Source organism: Levilactobacillus tangyuanensis (assembly GCF_003946545.1).
GTDB classification, from domain to species: domain Bacteria; phylum Bacillota; class Bacilli; order Lactobacillales; family Lactobacillaceae; genus Levilactobacillus; species Levilactobacillus tangyuanensis.
In genome coordinates, this window is sequence record NZ_RHOA01000010.1 from 62,005 (window position 1) to 84,493 (window position 22,489).

The 22,489-nt window shown below is 50.6% G+C and carries 19 protein-coding genes and 1 tRNA gene; 3 read left to right on the forward strand and 17 right to left on the reverse strand.

Annotated elements, in window-relative coordinates; translation table 11 throughout:
• Positions 1-4: 4 nt before the first annotated feature.
• Genes EKM96_RS07885 through trpS form a run of 3 tightly spaced genes read right to left on the reverse strand, consistent with a single transcriptional unit; the run spans position 5 to position 3,240 of the window.
• The gene (locus EKM96_RS07885; RefSeq protein WP_125642191.1) at positions 5-1,270 is read right to left on the reverse strand and encodes a hydroxymethylglutaryl-CoA reductase, degradative; all 1,266 of its coding nucleotides are present in this window, start codon (positions 1,268-1,270) and stop codon (positions 5-7) included.
• 10 nt (positions 1,271-1,280) lie between these two features.
• A complete protein-coding gene (locus EKM96_RS07890) occupies positions 1,281-2,201 on the reverse strand; it encodes a Ppx/GppA family phosphatase (RefSeq protein ID WP_125642194.1) in 921 nt (306 codons plus the stop codon).
• Between the two features lie 19 nt (positions 2,202-2,220).
• A complete protein-coding gene (gene trpS / locus EKM96_RS07895; RefSeq protein WP_125642197.1) occupies positions 2,221-3,240 on the reverse strand; it encodes a tryptophan--tRNA ligase in 1,020 nt (339 codons plus the stop codon).
• 430 nt (positions 3,241-3,670) lie between these two features.
• On the opposite strand from trpS, the gene helD reads away from it, so the two are divergent.
• On the forward strand, positions 3,671-6,025 hold the full coding sequence (gene helD, locus EKM96_RS07900; RefSeq protein WP_191987351.1) for an RNA polymerase recycling motor HelD: 2,355 nt from the start codon (positions 3,671-3,673) through the stop codon (positions 6,023-6,025).
• Between the two features lie 78 nt (positions 6,026-6,103).
• On the opposite strand, the gene EKM96_RS07905 is transcribed toward helD, so the two are convergent.
• From EKM96_RS07905 to EKM96_RS07935, 7 genes are all read right to left on the reverse strand, one after another.
• Positions 6,104-6,565, reverse strand: a complete 462-nt coding sequence (locus EKM96_RS07905) for a hypothetical protein (protein WP_125642203.1) — start codon at positions 6,563-6,565, stop codon at positions 6,104-6,106.
• 146 nt (positions 6,566-6,711) lie between these two features.
• Positions 6,712-7,893 (reverse strand): cation:proton antiporter, encoded by a 1,182-nt coding sequence (locus tag EKM96_RS07910; protein WP_125642206.1) that lies wholly within the window; start codon positions 7,891-7,893, stop codon positions 6,712-6,714.
• Between the two features lie 117 nt (positions 7,894-8,010).
• Positions 8,011-8,532 carry a hypothetical protein gene (locus EKM96_RS07915; protein ID WP_125642209.1) on the reverse strand — a complete coding sequence of 174 codons (522 nt, stop codon included), beginning with the start codon at positions 8,530-8,532 and terminating at the stop codon, positions 8,011-8,013.
• Positions 8,522-9,154 carry an ATP-binding cassette domain-containing protein gene (locus EKM96_RS07920; RefSeq protein WP_125642211.1) on the reverse strand — a complete coding sequence of 211 codons (633 nt, stop codon included), beginning with the start codon at positions 9,152-9,154 and terminating at the stop codon, positions 8,522-8,524. The genes EKM96_RS07915 and EKM96_RS07920 overlap by 11 nt, the downstream gene beginning before the upstream one ends.
• A 21-nt stretch (positions 9,155-9,175) precedes the next feature.
• Positions 9,176-9,847 carry a hypothetical protein gene (locus EKM96_RS07925; protein WP_125642214.1) on the reverse strand — a complete coding sequence of 224 codons (672 nt, stop codon included), beginning with the start codon at positions 9,845-9,847 and terminating at the stop codon, positions 9,176-9,178.
• On the reverse strand, positions 9,834-10,631 hold the full coding sequence (locus tag EKM96_RS07930) for a hypothetical protein (RefSeq protein WP_125642217.1): 798 nt from the start codon (positions 10,629-10,631) through the stop codon (positions 9,834-9,836). The genes EKM96_RS07925 and EKM96_RS07930 overlap by 14 nt, the downstream gene beginning before the upstream one ends.
• A gap of 257 nt (positions 10,632-10,888) precedes the next feature.
• Positions 10,889-12,223, reverse strand: a complete 1,335-nt coding sequence (locus tag EKM96_RS07935; RefSeq protein ID WP_125642219.1) for a dihydrolipoyl dehydrogenase family protein — start codon at positions 12,221-12,223, stop codon at positions 10,889-10,891.
• Between the two features lie 164 nt (positions 12,224-12,387).
• On the opposite strand from EKM96_RS07935, the gene EKM96_RS07940 reads away from it, so the two are divergent.
• Positions 12,388-12,834 carry a DUF3290 domain-containing protein gene (locus tag EKM96_RS07940; protein WP_125642221.1) on the forward strand — a complete coding sequence of 149 codons (447 nt, stop codon included), beginning with the start codon at positions 12,388-12,390 and terminating at the stop codon, positions 12,832-12,834.
• 3 nt (positions 12,835-12,837) lie between these two features.
• Complete coding sequence (locus EKM96_RS07945) at positions 12,838-13,476, forward strand: DUF421 domain-containing protein (RefSeq protein ID WP_125642223.1); 639 nt, start codon at positions 12,838-12,840, stop codon at positions 13,474-13,476.
• 39 nt (positions 13,477-13,515) lie between these two features.
• Here the strand turns inward: EKM96_RS07945 and EKM96_RS07950 are convergent, their stop codons facing one another.
• The 7 genes from EKM96_RS07950 to EKM96_RS07980 form a co-directional block, all read right to left on the reverse strand.
• Positions 13,516-15,501: a MucBP domain-containing protein gene (locus tag EKM96_RS07950; RefSeq protein ID WP_125642226.1), complete on the reverse strand. Its 1,986-nt coding sequence runs from the start codon at positions 15,499-15,501 to the stop codon at positions 13,516-13,518.
• 397 nt (positions 15,502-15,898) lie between these two features.
• Entirely contained in the window at positions 15,899-18,400 is a 2,502-nt protein-coding gene (locus EKM96_RS07955) for a midas domain-containing protein (protein ID WP_125642229.1), read from the reverse strand.
• Between the two features lie 141 nt (positions 18,401-18,541).
• Positions 18,542-19,393 carry a C39 family peptidase gene (locus EKM96_RS07960; RefSeq protein WP_125642231.1) on the reverse strand — a complete coding sequence of 284 codons (852 nt, stop codon included), beginning with the start codon at positions 19,391-19,393 and terminating at the stop codon, positions 18,542-18,544.
• Positions 19,394-19,404: 11 nt separating this feature from the next.
• The gene (locus tag EKM96_RS07965; RefSeq protein ID WP_125642232.1) at positions 19,405-20,298 is read right to left on the reverse strand and encodes a C39 family peptidase; all 894 of its coding nucleotides are present in this window, start codon (positions 20,296-20,298) and stop codon (positions 19,405-19,407) included.
• A gap of 16 nt (positions 20,299-20,314) precedes the next feature.
• On the reverse strand, positions 20,315-21,106 hold the full coding sequence (locus EKM96_RS07970) for a CAP domain-containing protein (RefSeq protein ID WP_125642236.1): 792 nt from the start codon (positions 21,104-21,106) through the stop codon (positions 20,315-20,317).
• Positions 21,107-21,125: 19 nt separating this feature from the next.
• Positions 21,126-21,995 (reverse strand): spore germination YkwD domain-containing protein, encoded by an 870-nt coding sequence (locus EKM96_RS07975; protein WP_125642239.1) that lies wholly within the window; start codon positions 21,993-21,995, stop codon positions 21,126-21,128.
• 275 nt (positions 21,996-22,270) lie between these two features.
• Positions 22,271-22,343: transfer RNA gene (locus EKM96_RS07980), tRNA-Thr, on the reverse strand.
• Positions 22,344-22,489: the final 146 nt, after the last annotated feature.

Consider the following 22,489-nt stretch of genomic DNA (forward strand, 5'->3'; position numbering starts at 1 on the left):
TCCCCTATTTCTTTAAATTTTCAGCACGGACGGCCGCAAGGGCTGCCTGTGCCTGTTCAATGGTCGGTTGTGTTTGATCGGCCAGCCGCTCAGCGACTGCCGCCACTTCTGTTCCCTTAGCGCCAACCGACAGCGCGAGGGATTTTAATTGTAAATGCATGTGACCCTTCTGAATCCCATCCGTGACCAGCGCTCGAAGCGCCGCCACGTTTTGGGCCAACCCAACGGCCGCCGTGATTCCCATCAACTGGCGAACACTAGTCACCTTGGCAATCAGCTGGTTCACGGTGACCAGCGGTAGGACGCGAGTGGCCCCGCCCACCACGCCAAGCGTTAGTGGAATCGTCAATTCACCATGGAGATTCTGGTCGTCATCTAACCACCAGCGACTCACGCCCTGGTAGCGGCCACGACGACTGGCATAGGCATGCACGCCACTCTCGACAGCCCGCCAATCGTTTCCCATTGCCAGAACGACGGCATCGATACCGTTCATGATGCCCTTGTTATGGGTCACCGCCCGGTAGGGGTCAATCTGAGCATAGTCGCTGGCCGCACAAATTCGCTGAGCCACCGTCAGCCCCGGAATCGTCTTGGTTTTCATCTGGTCGGCTGGGACTACACAGCTTGCGGTCACTAAACTTCGGGTCGCAAAGTTACTGAGGATACTCATGAGAATATCCACATCCAACTGCGAGCGAATGTAAGTCGCCACGGCCTCCGCCATGGTATTCACCAGATTGGCACCCATGGCCTCGCTGACGTCCACGAACAGATCGAGCGAAACCCAATCCGGCCGCATCAAGCGAACGCGAATAGACCGCGCCCCACCACCACGTCGTTTAATCGATGGATGGGCGGCATCGGCTACCGCTAGTAGCGTTGCTTCGTGGTCTTGCAACCATTGCCGAAGGGCCGGTTGGTCACTCACGTGTTGAAAGACAATCTGCCCCATCAACTCGTGATTGGCCACTACCGTCGTAATGCCCTGTGGACTGCTGAGCAGGCGACCACCATTACTGGCTGCCGCAATGACGGAGGGTTCCTCCGTCACCATGGGCACGGCCACCGCCTGGCCATCCACTTGAAGGTTAACTGCGACGCCCTCCGGTAAACCATAGGTCGTCAGATAATTTTCAATGAGATCTTCGTCAGTCGTTTGCCGGTGCGTGGCTAAAGTGGCCAGCTGATCCGCCGTTAAATGACTGGCCTTGGCCAGCTGATCCCGCCGGGCACCATATGGTTGCCGATAAAATGGCGTCTGATCCATGTTAATCCTCCTAGCGTTGACTCAGGTATTCGGAAATGATGCCCTCTCTGACACCACTTTCGGAAAAGACCACGCGGTCCGAATCTAACATTTGTAAGAGCGTCACGAGGGGCAACATCCCTCCGATAATAATATCCGCCCGTTCGGCCTCAAGTCCAGAGATTCGCTTACGTTCCGCGAGTGGTACCCGCAATAAACGCTCGAAGGTCCGCAGAACTTGGTCCGTGGTTAACCGATAGCCGTGAATGTTTTCGACATGCAGAATCTTTTGTTGTTGTCGATTCATCCGGGCTAACGTCCGGTTCGCCCCGCCCAGCAGGACCAGTGGCAGATGCTTAGCATCGTTCAACCACCAAATATCCTGGAGCCGTTCTCGCAAAAAGACTTGAGCGGAAAACAAATCGACGGCCGTTACCCGATCGTCCAGATGAAATTGCTCAGACAGGTTGACGGCACCAAACGGCACGCTAATCAAATTAGCATCCTTACCATTCTTCACATGAACTAATTCACAACTAGCCCCACCCGTATCGAGCAACAGGCAATCCTTAATCTTTAAACGATTGACGGCACCCAGGTAGTCATAGTAAGCCTCCTGATCGCCAGACAAGACTTCCAATTGAATATCGGTGGCCGAAGCCACCCGTTCCAGGAATTCATCGCGGTTACGGGCCTGACGAACGGCCGCGGTCGCGATACCACGAACCACTAGGTTAGGCAGGTGTTCATAGTAGGGGCGAAAGGATTTCAGGGCCGAAATCGTTCGGTCCATCGCCTTAGGCTGAAGAATCTTCTCTGGACCCATCCCCTCGGATAACCGACTGTCGGCCTTGATCCGATTGACTTCTCTAAAAGTCCCATCGGCATCCAGCTCGTTAACGGCCATCCGAACGGAGTTTGAGCCCAAATCAACAATGGCTAAATTTTGCATGGCCTGACCTCCGTTCAGTCTAACCGAAGTAGTCGATCCCAATGGCGTGGCGAACTTCGCGCAGCGTCTGAGCGGCCACTTGGTTAGCGTGTTCGCTACCTTGCTTCAGAATATCGTAGACGCCCGCTTCGTCGGCAGCAAAGTGTTCCCGCCGTTCGCGAATTGGGGCCAGTTTGTCCTGGAGAACCTCATTCAGGTACCGCTTGATCTTAACATCCCCGAGGCCACCGTGTTGGTATTGTGCCTTCAGATCAGCCACGTGTTCCTTGTCATCGGCAAAGATATCCAGATAAGTGAAGACCGTGTTGCCCTCAATGTGACCGGGATCTTCGATATGGATATGTTCAGGATCGGTGTACATGGACATCACTTTCTTCTGAACATCGTCGGCACTATCTCCGAGGTAGATGGCATTATCCAAGGACTTACTCATCTTGGCATTACCATCGAGGCCTGGAATCCGGCCTTGGCCCTTAGGTGGGAAGTAGCCTTCGGGTTCAACCAGGATATCTTGCTGGTAGATGCTGTTAAAGCTGCGGACAATTTCCCGGGTCTGTTCCAGCATTGGTTCTTGGTCTTCCCCAACGGGAACGGTATCAGCCTTAAAGGCCGTGATGTCGGCGGCTTGGCTCACTGGGTAAATGAAGAAACCAGCTGGGACACTTTCACCAAACGCCTTTTGCTTAATTTCAGTCTTAACGGTTGGGTTCCGGTTCAGTCGAGAAACAGAAACCAGGTTCAGGTAAGCCATCGTCAGTTCATTCAAGGCAGGAATCTGCGACTGGACCAGGATCGTTGACTTGGCTGGATCGATCCCAACGGCTAAGTAGTCTAAGGCCACTTGTAACAGGCTGTGGCGAATCTTCTCGGGATCGCGGGCATTGTCGGTCAAGGCCTGCATGTCGGCAATCATGATGAAGGTCTCGTAGTCGCCCGTGTTCTGTAAGGCAACCCGGTTCTTCAATGACCCAACGTAGTGTCCAATGTGAAGCTTACCGGTGGGACGATCCCCCGTTAAAATTACGTGTTTCTTACTCATCAATTCGTCATCCTTTCTAAAAGAGCGCCCTATTAGCCAATGCCAATAGGACGCTCTTGCGCGGTACCACCTAGTTTGCGGCCATTTTGACCACCACTCTTGTCGGTAACGGTGACCCCGCGATAAGTTTATTATCGAAGTTAAAAATTTCTTGATCCATTTCAACCGTCAAGCCGTTTCAGCACGGGCAGCTTGTCTCTGAGATTGGTCTACTTCTTCAAGTAACTATTCCTATATTTTAGTGGTTTTATCGTGGAATGTAAACCAAGCACGACTATAAATAACTTTATCAATGACGTGGCCGATAACCGTACCAGACCGACTGAATATCGACCGATGGCGTCGCCCATTTTCCGGGGCAAATCGTTTCCGATAAAACTGGCACCGATTTGCCAAATATCGGGGCCTTTGATTGACACTGTGGGGGAAAATGACTAAACTTGTTAGGCAATTTAGACTATCCAAAGGAGGCGGTCTCTTGACCACCAGCGAAGAATCACAGGAACAACAGCGGGTTGATCACGTCGCCCGGCAAATTGGTAAACGAATCGATAAAACAACTGCCGACTACGATGCCGCCCACCAAGAACTGCGAAACGTGTTGAAGAATTATAGTGAAAACACCTCGGTTAACTGGTTCGAAGTCGATGACCGGATTGAAACGAGTGCCGAGTTGCAACAACAACGGGCCTTGGTCTCCCGACTAACCGAAAATCAAAATATCATTGAAGACCAACTAGACACCTTTAAAGAACTCCAAAAATCGCCTTACTTCGGCCGGATCGATATTCAAGATCCACAGGAGGCCCATCCCGAGTCCCTATACATTGGCACCGCCTCCTTCGTCGATGACGATCAGAACTTCCTGGTCTATGACTGGCGCGCCCCAATCTCTAGTATTTACTACAATGGCGTGCTGGGTAAGGTAGCCTACAGCACCCCCGTCGGTGACCAACAGACCGAGCTACTAAAGAAACGCCAATTTTTGATTCAAAACGGCCAGATTGAAAGCATGTTCGACACCAACGAAACCGTTGGCGACGAGATGCTGCAACACGCTCTGGGTGAACAGAACGACGAGACAATGCAAAACATCGTGGCCACCATTCAACGAGAGCAAAACGACATCATCCGTGACACCCGTAGCGATCTCCTCGTCGTCCAGGGGGTCGCCGGTTCCGGAAAGACCTCCGCGATTCTTCAACGGATTGCCTTCCTGTTGTATCACAGTCGCCGCGACCTTGAGGCCGACCAAATCGTGCTTTTCTCTCCTAACCGCCTATTCAGCCACTACATCAGTGACGTGTTGCCTAGCCTTGGTGAACGTAATATGCGGCAGGTCACGCTGGCCGAATTTCTAACGCAACGGTTCCAGGGGCTCAACGTGCAAACGCAGTTCGAACGTTATGAGGCCGATCAACAAACGCCGGTGAACCTGCCCGTCCGGAAATTCCAAGAGAGTGCCACCATGATGACGGCGATTGCCGACTATTGTCAGCACATTGCTCCCACCGATCTGAAGTTCACCGACATTCGGTTCCAAAGCCGGGTCTTCTTCGATAAGGAAACCATCCGCGACATCTACGCTCGCTTCCCGGCGGCCACGGCGCCGGCGGACCGACTCTTACGGACCAAGAATGCCCTCGAAAAACGCTTGAAACATCGAATCGCCGATGAGGCCAAGGCCGACTGGGTTCGCGATGAAATCGATCAGCTCAGCGACGAGGATTATCACAACCTGTTAGGCGAAAAACATTTGGGCAAGTTTGAACAGCTCGATGACGAGATTGACTTCATTGCTCGCGAAATTGTTCGCCGCCGTTTTCGGCCGGTCGATGACGCCATTTACAATGGCTACTTTCTCGACACTTACAGTCAGTACACGGCCTTCATGGCGCAATGCCCACTACCCGACGATGTGTCCGCTGACGCCTGGCAACAGGTCGTTGCCAACTACCAACACGATATTGAATTCCACCGGCTAGCCCTCACCGATGCGGCACCGTTGCTGTATCTTCGCGACCTGCTTGCCGGTGGTGGGGCCAATCATCGCATGCAACATCTGTTTGTCGATGAAATGCAGGACTATTCCATGGCGCAACTGATTTATCTCCAACATGCCTTTCCACGGGCCAAGCTGACCCTACTCGGAGATAGCGAACAGGCCTTGTTCAAAGCCGTCGAATCACCAGCGGCCATTCTAAAGAAACTGGACTCAGCCTTAAACGTCAAACGGTCCCGACTAATTACCCTGCGCCGTTCCTACCGCTCGACACTTCCCATCACCACCTTTGCCAAGGCGCTCTTGCCGGATGGTGACCAGATTGAGGCATTCAACCGTCCCGGGGACTTGCCTAAGGTGGTCATTCGTTACGACGAGCCGGCGGCCTTCAAGGCCTTGGCTCATGAAGTTCAACTTGAATTGGCCACCAATGGAACCGTCGCGATTCTAACGAAGAGCAACGCGGAAGCCAAACGGGTGTACCAAGAACTGCATCCCCAAGTTGACCTGACCCGGCTCACCGATACCGATCGTTCCCTGCCTAAGGGCGTTGTCGTCTTGCCAATTTACCTGGCCAAGGGCTTGGAATTTGACAGTGTCATTGCCTACAACGTCTCCGCCGACAACTATCCGGATGATCAACTGACCGGGACGCTGTACACGATTGCTTCACGGGCGATGCACCACCTGACACTCCTATGCATCGGTCCAGCTTCGCCACTGATCGCCTCCGACAAGATTCCGCAGGCCGATCTCCAGATTGAACATGAATTTCAGAACTAACTTTTGGCAGCGATCCGCAAGGGTCGCTGCTTTTTTAGATCTAAAAAGGCCAATCACTTTGATTGGCCTCGTTCGACTCTATTTCAATGATGCGGGCGTCTTCATCACTGGGAACGTCGCTTTACGAACGTAGTTATGATAGCCCTTGTAGAAATGCAACTGCTGTTTGGTTAATTTGACCTTGTAGCTTAATCGCTGACCATCGAACTGAACGGTACTGCCCTTAGGCGAATACTGCACCCCTGACAAGCGATAAACATGCTTGCCCAACGACTGGTAACGGATCTTCTTCAAACCATATCCCGGCAAGCGGTAATACCGCTGCTTCTCACTGTCCAGCCCGAATAGATTCCCCGTACTCTTAGACTTGCCGTAAGTGATGTAGGCTTTGTTGTCGCCCTTGCCGTTATAAAACCAAGTGTGGCGTAGCGCCTTGGGCGTCCCCTGATGCCAAGCCGCTGCCTGAGCGGAGTTCACGTCGGCCGCGCCAATCGTGGCGACGGCAAGCGTTAACCCGACCCAAAACAATCCTTTTTTCATTTTCGTTTCCTCCCTAATCTCTGATACTCTCCCAGAGTACCCGTGGTTGGCCCGGATGGCAAGCAAAATAAAAAGTCCTCGCGAAATGACGCTCCGGATCGAGCATAGGCCGATCCGGGGGAATCACTTTCAAAGGACTTTTCCGGTTATAAAGCCTGTTCCGGTTGCCCCTGGGGGGCCCGTTTCAAGGCTTGTTTTAATAGTAATGGTGCTAAGATGGTGGCCAAAATAATGACCAGAATCATGACGGAGTAATCACTGCCGTTCAGCAGGCCCGCTTGGTGCCCAATTTGAGCAGTGATGAGGCCCATTTCTCCTCGGGCAATCATCCCGGTACCGATGACCTTACTGCTCGACATCGAAAAGCCACTCAACCTGGCCCCTAATCCGCAGCCTAATAGCTTCGTGACACAGGCCAACAGGGTCAAGACGACAATCAGCATCAGGTTACTCCCGAAGTGGTCAAACGTCATATTCAGGCCAACGCTAACGAAGAAGACGGGAATAAAGACGGCATTTCCCAGTGGCTCCACATGGTCGACCAGGACCTCACGATACGGCGTATGGGCCACGGCGATCCCGGCAAAGAAGGCCCCAATTGCCCCGCTCAGGCCGACGATATCGGCGAGCCAGGCCATCCCGAGGCAAATCACCATCGACATGATGGTAACACTGGAAGCCATCACCAGCCGTTCGCTCAGGTGCATCAGGTAAGGTGCCACCCACTTGACTAACAAATAGGTTCCGCCAAAGAAGGCCACCTGCTCCAAGAGCACGAGGGCCAACGCCGGTTGCTTCCCAGCCGTCTGGATCCCCTGACTTGCTAAAAGACTGATCATCAGGGACAGCAAGACCACGCCAATGATGTCATCCGCCACGGCGGCCCCTAAGATGGTGGCCCCTTCACGCGTCGTCAACGCGTGATATTCTTTCAGGACGGCCACCGAAATGGACACCGAAGTGGCTGAAAAGACCACGCCAATGAAGAGGGCCTCCAGTAACGAGAAGCCCCACAACCAGGAAACCAGCCCCATGAAGACCACCGGAAAAATCACGCCGGAGGTGGCCACCACAATGGCTGGGCGTAGATACTTCATCAGTAACTGCAGATTACTCTCCAGCCCTCCGAGAAACATTAAGACAACCACGCCGATGTCGGCAAATAAACTGACCAGACTATTTAACTGAACCCAGTTCAATAAAGCTGGGCCAATCAGAATACCGATCAGCAATTCCCCAATCACGGCTGGAACACCGAGCCGGTTCGATAGACTACCGGCCAGCGTGGTTAACACTAGGATTAAACATAAAGTCCCAAGAAATGCCATGTGTGGACCCCTCCTTCTTAGAATTTGATGATAAAACCCATCATACGCCAAAAAAGAGACGGGGAAAAGGGGCCCACAAGTTTTGACTGCTTCCCATCAACTGAAAAACCAGTCAAATTAGGCAACTGGCGGTAGGAATAGCGAGTATTTGATAAACTGATGCGGTTGTTCCGGTGCCAAAAAACTGAACCGAACCGGCTGTGATCGTTGCTCATAGCTGGTCTTTGGCACCGTAAACGACAGCCAGGCGTCCTTGATGCCCTCGGTCGCCATTTCCCGGTCCGTAAAGATCTTTCCCGATGGATGCCGCATTGAGCTAGCAGGATTGCTAATCATGTAGGGCACATTTAACCAGGTGTTCTCCACCAGGTTATAATTCCCAGCCTTAAATCCATAATGCGCGGCTTGCTTCTGCTCAATCAATAGATGCACGCTCACCGCCACCATATCGGCATGGACCTGCTGTTTGACCCGTTGGACCTTAAACCGCGCGGTGCGGCCCGCCACCCATCGTCCCTTCTGAAAGAACCGTTCCTCCACCGGATGTTGGGGGATCTGCGAATTGACCTGATGATACCGCCAGGCACCACCAACCATGACCATTAATAGCCCGCATAAGATAATTAATTTATGCCTCATACGCCCGCCCCGCTTCAACTCGAATCACCTTGTCCGCAATTGCCGTCACAAAGTCACGGTCATGCGACGCCACCACAATAGTGCTGCCCGCCCGTTGGAGCCGGCGAAGTTCTTCAATCAGGTTCTCAATACTTTGGGTGTCTAACGCGTTGGTGGGCTCATCCAAAACAATCAGGTCATTTTGCCCCAGAATTGCTTGGCCGATGCCTAGTTTTTGCTTCATCCCTAACGAAAAATGCCGCACCTTGGTCGTCTTCGTTGTCGGTAAATCAAATTGCTTCAAGACTTGCCGGATAGCCGAATCCCCCACACCCGGCATCAGGTCCGCAATCAATTGTAGATTCTCATAGGCCGAAAATTCCGGTAACACCGCCGGCATTTCAATCAAGATACCTGCTCGGATGGGATAGCGTTGTCCCAACTGCAAGGGCTCTTGGTTAACGGTCACGATGCCCTTTGTCCGAATAAGGCCGAGCAACGCCTTTAGAATCAACGTCTTTCCTGACCCGTTGATCCCGGTCAAAACGGTGATCGTCCCCTGCTCGATTGAAAACGAGACCTCGTGTAAGAGTTGCTGTCGTCGGATCGTCTTGCTGACCCCCTGCAATTGAATCAAGGCCATTAATTTCTCCCCCTAAAAAGCTTAATTAACATCTTGCCAATGAACAATTTCCCACAGGGCACCGATGAGTCCCACCACCAGAACGATCATTGCCAAACTATTGAACCACATCGTCGCCCACGCCAGCGGTCGAGTGAATTTTAGCCAAGGCCACGGTTGACCACTGAGAAATAACAGGAATCCCAGTCCCAATAACCAACTCATCATAATCGCCAAGGTCTTTTGCTGCCAAAGGCCATAGATGATCAGACCAATGCCGCTAAAAAACAGCTGGTTTAAACCGAGCTGACCGGCCCCCCGCAACACGTAAACCGCTAACGGCCAGCCGCCGCGAAGCCAGAAACCCGTCACGGACATCGCTGTCCAGACGATCCACAATCCCCCTTGTCCCAGGGCACTTTGAATCAGAATCTGTCGCCACCAAGTGGACCGCGTCCCGGTCACACCAAAGTCTGTCACGCGTGACCGTAACCCAATCAAGCCGAGAATCAAGGCCACGGGTAAATAAATAAAACTAAAGTCTTCCAAACTAAATAGTCGCTGATAGATGTCGATCGCCGGGGTAGTCGGTTCTTGCAAGAACCTTAACCACCGCCAGGGCATCAAGCCAGCGATGATGACCGTGAGTCCAATTCGCCACGGATGATGCCACCACATTCTCACCTGTTGGCGTAAACATCTAACCGTTAACATGACGATGCCACCCCACAATGCCTAACAGGCCGACGAGTCCCATCATCGCAACGGTTATCATCAGGACCACTTGCCAGGTAACATCTGCGGCCGAAGCTTCTTTAAGAAACTGGGCCGGCGACAGACTACTGTCCTGGCCTGTGACCGGTTGGACTAACAACAGCCCGACCTGCAAGACCATCCCCACACTAACCGCCACAAACCGATAGTCCGTGAAGAATCCCACCGTTGTGACCAACAGCGCAAATAAGCTCCCCCACAAGAAGGCTACGATTATGGCCAATAAGGCATGCCCCAGTGGGTGGGCATAATAGAATCCAATGGCAACGGTATTGAAGCTGTACAGGCCTAAATTACTATGTAACAGGTTGTCCGGCCGTAAACTGGGTAGCATCAGCAAATAGCCGGTTAAGTTCAACAGTAATGGGCCAGCAACCGCTAATCCTCCCAACGCGGCGGACCAACCCAGGTAACCGACCAGGATTTGTCGTTGTGGTAATCGCGTTCTCAATTGCATCAAGAAACCCGTTTGCCGATCTCGTTGTAACAGGGTCGCCGCTGGCAAGGCAGCGAACAAGGGCAAGATAAAGAAGTAGCCCTGACTGACCTCACCAAACGGATCAATCCCTAACCATAGTGTGAATGGCGAGTTGAAAAAGGGATCCAGGCCACCGCCAACGCGGCCATACAGGCCTTGGAAAAGCTGAATCAAAACCAATATCACTGGCCCCACAAACGTCAGTCCCACGTATCGCTTATTTAACCGTCGCCAAACCATCCCCATATCATTTCTCCCCCACTCTTAACTATTCTCGTCACTATACGGGAATGCCGACCAATTGCCAAGCTCTGCCAGCATCCTCAAGCGCCTATTATTAAAGGATTCATCATCAAATTTAGCCTGATAATCAATTAGCAAAGCCGACCGTTCCACCATCGTCAACCGACCATGCTCCCTCAATATTTATTTAATTGTCACGGATGACAACCAAAAAGCCACAACGGCGATCCGATAAGTATCGTCATTGTGGCTCATTATTTTTAATTAAAATAGGTCAGGTCAGAGGCCAACGTCGGGTAAGCCATAATCGATTGACCGATGTCGGCGGGGCCCATGTGGTTTTGAATGACAAAGTCGAGGTAATTAATCAATTGTTCCGCCTCACTACTAATCACGGCCGCACCAACGATATGGTTGGTTGATTTATTAATGATCACCTTAATCCGGGCATGCGGGTCCTGAATGCGTTGGTAGCTATACCAATGGGTGAGATCCAGGTCATTCACCCGGAAATCATCAGGATGTTGTGCCGCGCTTGCCGTCGTGACGCCAACCTGGGCCAACTGGGTCTTCCCATAAACCACCGATGGAATAACGGGATAGTCAATGGCTGGGGAGTCACAAGTGGTAATCGTGTCACTGAGGTAGCGGCCTTCAAAGCCCGCCACCGGCGTCAATTTCGGTTGTGGCCGATCGACAACGTCACCCAGGGCAAAGATGTGGTTGTTGGTCGTCCGCAGATTTCCATCAACCGTTACCCCATGTCGAGTTGTCACGACGTTCACCCGGTCAAGATGAAGGCCGGCAACAACGGGGGTCCGGCCGGCCGTGGCAAAGACCATGCCAGTCGTCCAAGTGTCACCCGCGGTGGTCGTTACCGAGTATTGATCATCTGCTGGGCTCACGGCATTTATTTCGGTGTCCAGTTGCACGTCGACCCCTTCGGCCCGCAGCCTGTCCATCAGATCCTTGACGAGATCGCCATCAAATGCTCGCAATGGCCGATCACTGTGATGAATCAGATGAACGCGACTGCCGGCGGCATTGGCAATGGCCGCCAATTCAACGCCAACGTAGCCGGCCCCCATCAAGGTGATGTCTTCGGGAAGTTGGTCTAAATCAAGAAATTCATTGCTGGTTCGTAACCATTCCTGCCCCTTAATTTCAGGGAGCAACGGTTCCTGCCCGGTGGCAATAATCCAGTTGGCAGCATTCAAGCGATCCTCGCCAACCGTCAGCGACCCATCACCATTGAAGCTCGCATCCCCATGAAAGGTTGCGATACCGGCCGCATCCAGACCGCCCTTAGTGCCACCTGGAATTGTCTTGGTATAAGCTCGCTTGGCGGCCATTAGCGCCTGCCAATCAATCTGGGGAACACTGGTGAGCCCATGATTCAGCAAGGCTTCACTGTGGCCTTGTGTTTCAACCGCTGCCATAAGAATCTTCTTCGGATCACAGCCCCGATTGGGACAGGTGCCTCCCCAGAGATCCTTCTCGACAACCGCCACTCGTAAGCCATGAGCATGTAAACCGTACGCCGCAGCCAACCCGCCTGGTCCGCCACCAATCACGACAACATCAAACTCTTTCATCAGCTCAACCTTCCCTTCTTCACGCTACCTTTAATTCTAGCACGAAACTGAAGGGGACCTGTCAAATTACCCTCGCCCCGCCGCTGACATCAAGACAGCCGTGGTCCCCCTTTCAAAAAATTCGTGATAAACTAAACAGTAACAATTGTTTGAGGGGGACCACGATGACTTTCTATACCTATGGTTATCTAACCACGCATCATAACACCTGGCAATATGCCCGCATTGGACTGCTAATCGCCCTATTAGTCGTCTTTATCGGTCTATTTGTCCACTACTTACGAAATCGGTGGAACGTCAAATACAAGGATCTTAGTATTATCACGGGCGTCTTATTGTTATTGGTCTTAGGATTGCAAATTAACAGTCTCGTTTCACTTCAATCGGCAACGAAACAATCCGGCGAGATTTCGGCAACCGTCCAACAGGCGGCTAAACACCTAAAGGTAGCCCCCAGTAGCCTGAGCATCAATTCGACGAGTGTGGGTGATAACCTGTTGATCAAATCAAGCAAAGGTTACTATCGCTTAGACTACAACACCGATGGCTCGGCATTTGTCCTCGAAAAAGTAACCCTTGAAAGTCCTAAAGTTAAGTTGGTAAAGGAGTAACCTATGTTTATCTATTCAGATGTTTTTATAAAATTAGTCGTTGGTTTTATTTTTATGACGATTCTGATTAATTTATCGGGCAAGGGAAATCTAGCCCCCACCTCGGCCATTGACCAAGTCCAAAACTACGTCCTAGGGGGAATTGTTGGTGGCGTCATTTACAATTCGGCCGTAACCCTCCTCCAGTTTGTCATCGTGCTCTTGATTTGGTCACTGCTGATTCTGGTCACGCGGTATCTCAAGATTCACGTGCACGCCGTGGGAAAGTTCATTGATGGTGGCCCCATTACCATTATTCGTAACGGTAAGCTACTCGTTCATAACTGCCTGAAGGCCAACCTGTCGGCCAAGGAAATTGACTTCAAATTGAGAACCGCCGGCGTTTATCAAATCAATGAGGTCAAACGAGCCATCGTTGAACAAAATGGGAGTTTAACCGTGTTACGACAAGGGGATGGTAATATTCGCTATCCGATTATCGTCGATGGTCAGATTGACTTAGACATTCTCGAACTCATGAACCATGACGAGAAGTGGCTACTCGACCAACTGAAGTCACGTGGCATTACCAATGTCAGGGATGTCTATATGGCCAAATACGAAAATCACCAATTCGAAATTACGCGTTATGACGAAGCCTAAACTAAAGACCCGTTGGAAGAAGTTTCCAACGGGTCTTTTTTAACGATGCTTTCTTCCTAGGAACCAACTCAAAGCCGCGGCACCCAGTAAGGTAATGCCTAGTACGATACCACCATGTTTAGCCTCGTTCGTCTGTGGCAAGGCGGTCGACCCAGTTTGATCGGCCGGCAAAGCAACATTGCTAGACGGTAACGATGCCGTCGGCGCCTCGCTGAGATGGTCGCCACTATCCGCAGGCGATGTCAGCCCTGGCGTCGGCGTCACAATTGGCGGCGTTGGATCAGGCAATACCTGATCACCATCCCCATCAGTGTCCTCCTCCGTAATCTTTTCGTACCAAAAGGTCACCGTCTGTGATTCCTGAAGAAACTGGCCTTGACTATTCTGTGGTTGCGCTTTCAATTTATACCCTGGAAAGACTTTGGCATCCGCTTGATACTTAGCTCCCAGTTGGCCTAAGAGCGTTCGATCTGGCGCTAATTGCCGGCCGTCTTGGTCTAAATAGCGGACTGTTACCGATGAAGCCTGATCCTTGGCATAGATATAGATAACTTCTTGTTCGTTACTTTTAAAAACCCCGTTTTGATGACCCTTGATTTCTTTTAAATGATATCCGTTTATCGAGAACTGCTGCGACTGATAGGGCTGTCCCACTTGCCCAGTCAGCATCATCTCATCGAGCAATGATGTGCCAAACTCATCTTGGTAACGCACCGTCACCTTGGCTTTGACACTGGGAACCTCTTCACCACCCGAACTACCTTCACTACCAGCATTGCTCTCGCTTCCTGAACTGCCTTCACTGCCACTGCTGCCATCCGAATCCCCGTCATTGCCGTCACTCCCCGATGAGTCCTTGTGATAGATATATTTAATGACCTGCTCATCGGCACCAAATGTTCCATCAGGTTCGCCCTCGACATGGTCAAACGTATAGTTCTCAAATGACTTCTGTTCGGAGTGATAGGTATCCCCCACTAACCCCGTGAGTTCTTGCGCCGTCATCAATTCCTGGCCGTCCTGGTCCACGTGCTGAACCGTGACCTTAGCAGCTTCATTAGCCAATTTGTACGGCTGAACCATGTAGCCCATTTGGGTGTTGCCATCCGGCGTGCCAAGCGCGAGAATCATGGCATACTTATCCTCTTTACCCGCGCCCAGCATAATACCGCCGAATAACGCGTCCCCCGCCTGTAACGTTTCTTGGGCCTTCAAATCCTCAAAGCGTGCGCCGCCATCGATTGGTGCGGCCTCTCCGCCCGCCATAAATTGTCGATAGATAATGGCCCCACTGTCTTCAAACGCCATCATCATTCCAAGTTGCTTCATGGGTGCCACCCGCATTGGTGTCCCATCAGGCATCTTGGCACCGGAAATCCAATCATAGCTCTTTGTATTAGCATTGATATTAATCGGATCGAGTAAAATCCGTTGACCAGTTATGGCTAATTCAGGAATATCTTTCAACGACGCAAGACTTGAGAAATCCATGATTTCGTTTCCCACTAACGCCAGTCGTTTTAGATTCTTGAGGCCGGCCAGTGGGGACACATCCTTGATGCGCTGTCCACCCAGCTCCAGCACCGTTAGTTTCGTTAAGCCAGCTAGCGGCGAAACATCCGTAATATCCCCAAACATCCATTTGTTTTGACTTTGGTACAAATTGGCTGTTTCAAGATTGATGGCGTACTCCAGCCCCTGCAATGAATAGGAACGCTTCCCATCAATGCGAAATTCATCCGATCGATCGGGAGACTTCAGTTCTGTCAGCAGTGCCATGTCTTCTTGAGAAATATCATCGACCGTATTCCACATTTTCCCGGTGTCTTCGGCATTCAAGGACTTAAGTACCGTCTTCTGTAGTAGCTTATTAGGCATCCAAGAATCAATGCTTGACCGCGTCTGATGCCGTTCTTCCACTGGTATCGTCAAGTTTTTAGCAAATCCGGTCGTTGGCACGACGCCATTACCAATCATTGTCATGGTCGCTGTTAACCAAAGTGTTTTTCTTAAAGTATTTTTCATGCCGTTCACTCCCCAATATGTGAATCCTTATATCTAGTTCGTTGCTAGACATCCTCTATCTCGGTTACGATAGGCTTCCCCCGAACGCTCACTAGCCAAATCGCACGTCACTCTATGAGCCACAACTAAGTACACGACAGCCCCAACCATCGCTTTTGTTCGATGCCCCCTTTATCTGTTTAATCTATGAGAATATCTCGTGTTCACCTGACTGGCAGTCCCCAATGATCGCGAATCATTCTCAATAAAAGAACCAACGCTTCGACACGTTGGCCCCTAGTTGCCCAATCGCTTATTTCGATTCCGGCATAAATGATAATTCTATATCTGTTAAACGTTGGATCGATCTAGTCATTTAACCCGTCTAACTTGATTCCTCAACTTCATTTTTTCCTTTTTAGTCACGACGCTTACGGAATAACCGCCATGCGCCAAGCGTCACACTTGCTAGCAACGCCCCGATCCAAGCCAGCTTGGACCGTTCTTCATTCGTTTGTGGTAATGCATCGGCATCATCTGAATGATGATGGTCTTCATCGACCCCATAGATAGTCGATCCATGAGAATGACCAGCATTTGACGTCACGCCGGCATCAGTTCCCGTTGACTGACCACCAGTCGTTCCTGTAGTAGTGCCAGTTGTCCCCTGATCAGTAACCGTTTCGCTACCGTTTTCTGTTCCGTTGCTGCCAAGATTTTCTGACCCTTGATCGGCCTCAGAGCCCTGATTACTTTCGGAGCCTGAGTTACCTTCAGAACCTTGAGTCCCTTCGGAGCCGGTATCATTTTCTGACCCTTCGGAACCGGTAGTGCCTTCTGAGCCTTGAGAACCTTCGCTGCCTTCTGATCCTTCAGAACCCTCGGAACCTTCACTGCCTTCCGATCCTTCACTACCTTCGGAACCTTCACTACCTTCGGAACCTTCACTGCCTTCCGATCCTTCGGAACCTTCTGATCCTTCTGAGCCCTCGCTGCCTTCTGATCCTTCTGAACCTTCGCTACCTTCTGATCCTTCTGAACCTTCGCTACCTTCTGATCCTTCAGAGCCTTCGCTGCCTTCTGATCCTTCAGAGCCTTCGCTGCCTTCTGATCCTTCAGAGCCTTCGCTGCCTTCTGATCCTTCGGAGCCTTCTGATCCTTCGGAACCCTCACTGCCTTCTGATCCTTCGGAACCCTCGGAGCCTTCACTGCCTTCTGATCCTTCGGAGCCCTCAGAACCTTCAGAACCTTCAGAACCCTCGCTGCCTTCAGAACCTTCAGAACCCTCGCTGCCTTCGGAACCTTCAGAACCTTCGCTGCCTTCTGATCCTTCGGAGCCCTCAGAACCTTCGCTGCCCTCAGAACCTTCGCTACCTTCAGAGCCCTCGGAGCCTTCTGAACCTTCGCTGCCTTCGGAACCCTCGGAACCTTCGCTACCTTCGGAGCCCTCGGAGCCTTCGCTACCTTCAGAACCTTCAGAGCCTTCGGAACCCTCGGAGCCTTCGCTGCCTTCTGATCCTTCAGAGCCTTCGGAACCTTCGCTGCCTTCTGAGCCTTCAGAACCTTCAGAACCTTCAGAACCTTCAGAACCTTCGCTGCCTTCTGAGCCTTCAGAGCCTTCGCTGCCTTCGGAACCCTCGGAACCTTCGCTGCCTTCTGAGCCTTCTGAGCCTTCAGAACCCTCGGAACCTTCGCTTCCTTCTGAGCCTTCGGAACCTTCAGAACCTTCGCTGCCTTCGGAGCCCTCGGAGCCTTCGCTACCTTCAGAACCTTCGGAACCCTCAGAGCCTTCGCTACCTTCTGAGCCTTCGGAACCGTCCGACCCATCGGTGCCCTCAGAACCTTCATTACCTTCAGAACCTTCGGAACCCTCGGAACCTTCGCTACCTTCTGATCCTTCGGAACCTTCACTGCCTCCTGATCCTTCAGAACCTTCAGAGCCTTCCGAACCTTCGGAGCCTTCGCTACCTTCAGAACCATTATTATTGTTTTCCGATCCGTCCGACCCATCGGTGCCCTCAGAGCCTTCATTACCTTCAGATTCATTGGCGTCGCTATTATTTTCTGAACCGTTATTCTCATTATTGTCAGAACCAGCATTGCCTTCAGACTCGTTTGAATCCTGTCCATCCTCTGAACCTACTGATCCTTCAGATGACTCATTATTGTCAGAATTATTTTCTGAACCGGCACCTTCTTCGCTGCCTTGGTCACTGCCGTTCGCTTCATTGTCACCAGATTCATCTGGCGCTTCAGAGTCCTGTCCATCGGTGTTTGCATCGCTTTCGTCGGTGTCAGTATCACCATTGTCGCCGGGTGATGTTTCACCCTCCGATTGATCACCGCCATTGGTCTCAGAGTCATTGGCTTCTGATGAATTTCCTTCGGATCCAGAGGAATCTTCCGAGCCCATATTCTCATCGGTTCCCGTGCTTTCATCCGTTTCATCCCCGGTGTCTGGTGTGTCGACATTTTCTTGTCCAGTCGTCCCTTCGGAAGCACTATTCATATCTGAACCGCTACTTCCTTCATCAACATTCTGGTCATCCGGATTGACTGCAGGGGTTTCAGGAACCACTTCGTTCCCCGTTTGTGTTTCTGATCCGGTATTAACATCAGTAGCTGGCGCCTCCACTGGATTGCCTTCATTAGCCGATACTGATTGATCTGAGCCAGTCGTGTCAGTGGCCATAGTGCTTTCATTCCCGCTAACTGATGGATTAGTGGATGCCGATGCATCAGCCGCTGACATTTCTGTCGCAGAACTCGTTTCATCCGTCGTTGCTGCCTGAGCAACTTGGGTAACGGAGTCATAGACTGGCGCACCCAACGCTACTTTTGGCTGTTCCATCATCATTCCCGTTCCCATCAACGCAACAGTTGCAGTGAGCCAAAGCCCTTTTTTTACGTGTTGTGTCATCTCTTTTCCTCCTGAGTTTTTGACTTGTTCTCTTGCCGATAAACAACATGTTATCAGGTTAACATTCTGTTGGAAATTAAAACCCATTTCGGCAATCAAAAAAGGAATCACCATCTTTAAATGGTGATTCCTCAAATTGGTCTAGTCAATTTCAACAGCCCGTGAATGCCGGCTATGATAGACTTTTATAAAGTTATTTGTACTGGTCCAGTAAACCTTATTTGGCCAGCCCTTTTCCATGTAAGGATCGGCGACTAAAAACTTACCGTTCTTGTAACCAACTAGCGCTAAGACGTGATATGGACGTTGTCCTTGCATGCGCCATGCACCGGCAAAGATAACCGCATTACCGCGCTTCACTGCCCTGATTAAAGTTGACTTGCTTGCTCCCGTGATATTCTTGGCCTTACTATCATAGGTCTTAGCATAGGCCGTTAACGGTGCCGGATAAATTGTCCGCGTTTCACCTGGGCGACTTTCCGTGTAAGGATTACCCGTGAAGCCCTTAGCTGGCGACTTAGACTTTGGCATTTTATCGATGATTGTTTTCAAACTGGTCTTGGTCGCGATTCCCTTAACCGAAAGTGCCATCTTCAAGCTAGCAGCTTCACAAGCATTGGGGGCATGCAGGGGATATAGTTGACTCGTATAGGTATATGGCAAGACGTATTTTGCCGTGGTTTTAAGACCCTTGGCATTAATCCAGCCATAATTGTGGCCCCGTCGACTAATTTGGAAGTAGGTTGTCTGACCCTTTTTAGCCACTTGATCCACTTGAACCAGCTTACCTTTTAAACTACCAGTCTTCCCCTTTGCCGTTGCAGACTTGGTATAAGGCTGATTCCATAAGCGCCACCCCTTGCTTCTAACGACACGAGAATTATAACTGCGCCCTGATTTAACGCTATAGCTATTGGCGGATGCCGTTGTAACGGTCCCCACAACGCCTAGCCCAACCAACAAGCCAACAACCAATCGAATCCCTTTCTTCATAATCCCACTCCTTATTGAATTGTAACCGCATAATGTTTGTAATTATAACTGCGAGTAAACTTGTTCGCGCTCACCCAATACTTCCCCTGATTTGGGTCCGCAACGTGATACGCGCCCTTTTTATAACCATCAAGCAACATCACGTGGCTGTTATTAATTCCGGTTCCCCAGAAATAGCGGCCATACTGGGCCTTTGCAAAGTGCAACGTCACGTAAACCACGACCGGGTGATTCATTCGCAACTCGGAACGTAGCTTGCTGACCTTGGCGCCACTGATATTTTTAACCGAGTGGTAGCGATTGCCCCACTTAGCCAATGGTTTAGGAAATATAGATTGAAAGACACCTGGGGTCACTTTATACGGACTCCCAGCAAATCCGGTATTCGGGTTGTTCGTCTTGCTCCGAGGCAACTTCTTCATGAAGGCCACCAATCCAGTTGATTTCAGGACGCCCTTATAATGGAGTCCCTCCAGCAAGCTGGCCGACTCGCACCCCATCCAAGCCTTGACCTTATTTTGACTAATGTAAGGCGCATTCAGATTTACCTTGGATGGTATTTTGAGATCATTCTTAAGCACCCAACCAGTCGTCTTTGACTTGGCATTCGTTGACGTGACGTAAACATACCGCTGATTCTTACCATTGGCTTGGCGAACCAATGCTGAACGGTTAACAATCCACGCCGTGTTACGATACTGACTCAGCTGATGTGTCGTCACCAATTGTACACCGGAGCCAGCCTCTTTAAAGGCCACCAACGTTCCCTTAACGTTGCCAGTAACCCTGCCGTACGACGTCACCTTTTGCTGAGAAACAAGTTGTGCGCTGCTGGCAGCGTGCCCAACCGTCCCAACAGTAAAGAAGGTCAGTAGGCCGAAAATCCCCAATAAAACTTTTTTCATTTTTTCAACACTCCAATTAATACTGGAATAACTGCGCCATCATACCCGACCCATCGGCGGCAAAGCTAAAACCGACTTCGCTGTAATGGGCCCAGGTATTCAACTCGGTGTCCCGATGTAGCTTGTCACAGGTCATGAGTTCATTGACGGCCGTCTTAGCCGTACCCTTATAAGTAATATTCCCCTGGCTATTATAAACTAGAGTGGCACCAAGGCCACCCATCGTATAACCAGCCGGCAAATAGTAGGCTGGCAATTCAGCCATGGTTTCGCCATAACCGCTCAGCTTGGCATTATATGATTGGCCATTTGGTCGAATATGATCATCACGAATCCAGAGCTCGTGAGCCCGAACATTGACCTTCTTCAAGAGACTTTTACGATGTTTAAAGGCGTTCAGCCCTTGCTGCTTTCGGTAGGCGTTAAACTGCTTCATGTAGCTAGCGGCCACCTTCTCATTCAAAGTGGATTCCTTGATATACTTGACCGTTATCGAAGCGGGCAACTTCTGATACCGGTAGGTCTTCCTAATCTTGAAGGGAACATAACCCTTAATCTTTGCGACGTAACCCGTCTGCGAACGACCAAAGATGCCCGTTCCTTGTGGACCAAAGGTTGATCCGTAGGCCAAGACGCTGCTACCCGTGGACGTTAACGTCCGATTACCCTTAATCTTTTTCCCAGTCGTCGATCGATAATGAACCACCATCTTCTTAGGTGTTGATTGATTAGCAGCCTGCGCAGTGATTGGCAGAAATACCGCCAACAAAGGAAGCCAGACTAACCACAATTTTCGACCCATAATCATTCTTACAAATCCTTTCTACCTAATTATTTGGTTCGCTCATTAGATTCATAACGGTATACAGTTTTCCCTTTTGATTGACGGTAGCCAGGCCGTAGTAAACATATGTCCCAGAAGTGATGACGTCCCAATGGGCACCATTATTACCATCATGCTGAAAGTCATAGGCAATCATCTTAGCCGTTGCCGTATCGGATTGCGCCCAATCGCGGTTGTCCATTACCTCACCGTGAGAGGCATTCTCCAGTCCGACGGCTTTGAACAAAGCCGTTTGGTAGGCCACACCATCTGCATCATAATGCGTAAAGTTAGTCGGAATTTGTTTGATCCGTTGATCAGAAACTTGGGTCTGAATCGTTTCATTCTTTTGGAGTGGATCAACCCCCTTGGCTACCCGGGCTTCATTAACAATCTTGATAAACGCCTGATTAATCTTAGTTGCCGATGGCGTTGGGTTCAGGTCATTTTCTTCTAGATAACTATCCTTGTCGGAGACGTTCTTATTGTAAATGATTTGCTTTGCCCGGCCCTTTGTCAAATGGCCACGCCAAACCCAACCAGAATGTTTGCCATTCGCGCTCTTCACATGATAGTAAATCCGATATTCACCATTTTTCTTGATCCGCAATTTTTCATGACCCATTGTTTTCCAGGTCGTGTTGGGATAGGCCTTCAATGCCTTGTAACGACGACCAAGGTGCTTACTGTATAAATACCCCTTGGTGCCATGATAACTATGTTTCTTCATCGAACGACGCCAGACCAGGCGCACACTGTGGCTCCGTTTGGCGCTGTATGTACTAGCATGGGCGGTAGCCGGTACTAGGCTCACCATTCCGAAAGCGAGTACCATGCTGCCTGCTATGATTCCGTGTTGTAATTTTTTCATCATTGACCTGCTTTCCAAATTTAACATCGCCGGGTTGATCACATATAAATTGTTTCATAGCTTTTTGAATTCAGTCACTAAGTGATTAACTAGTTGGCATAAGTATACCGCTTGTTATCTGCCCCTGCCATCGTTAAGCGGTTTTTCTCATTAAGTGGACCCGAAAGTTTCGCCAATTCTAATAATTGGGTGCACGGTTATCGAAGAGAAGCCGATAACAAAAGGGGAGTTCATCAGAAATAGCCTTGATGATCCCCCCTCTTTAACGATGATCACTAAGCCGCTTATTGGATTTGAACCAACGACCTCTTCCTTACCATGGAAACGCTCTACCTCCTGAGCTAAAGCGGCATACCTCTATTATCGCCCATCTGAAACTTGAAGGCAATAAAAAAAGGAACCCATCATGGGTTCCTAACGTCGCGTGGCAACGTCCTATCCTCGCAGGGGGCGATCCCCCAACTACTATCGGCGTGCTGAAGCTTAACTTCTGTGTT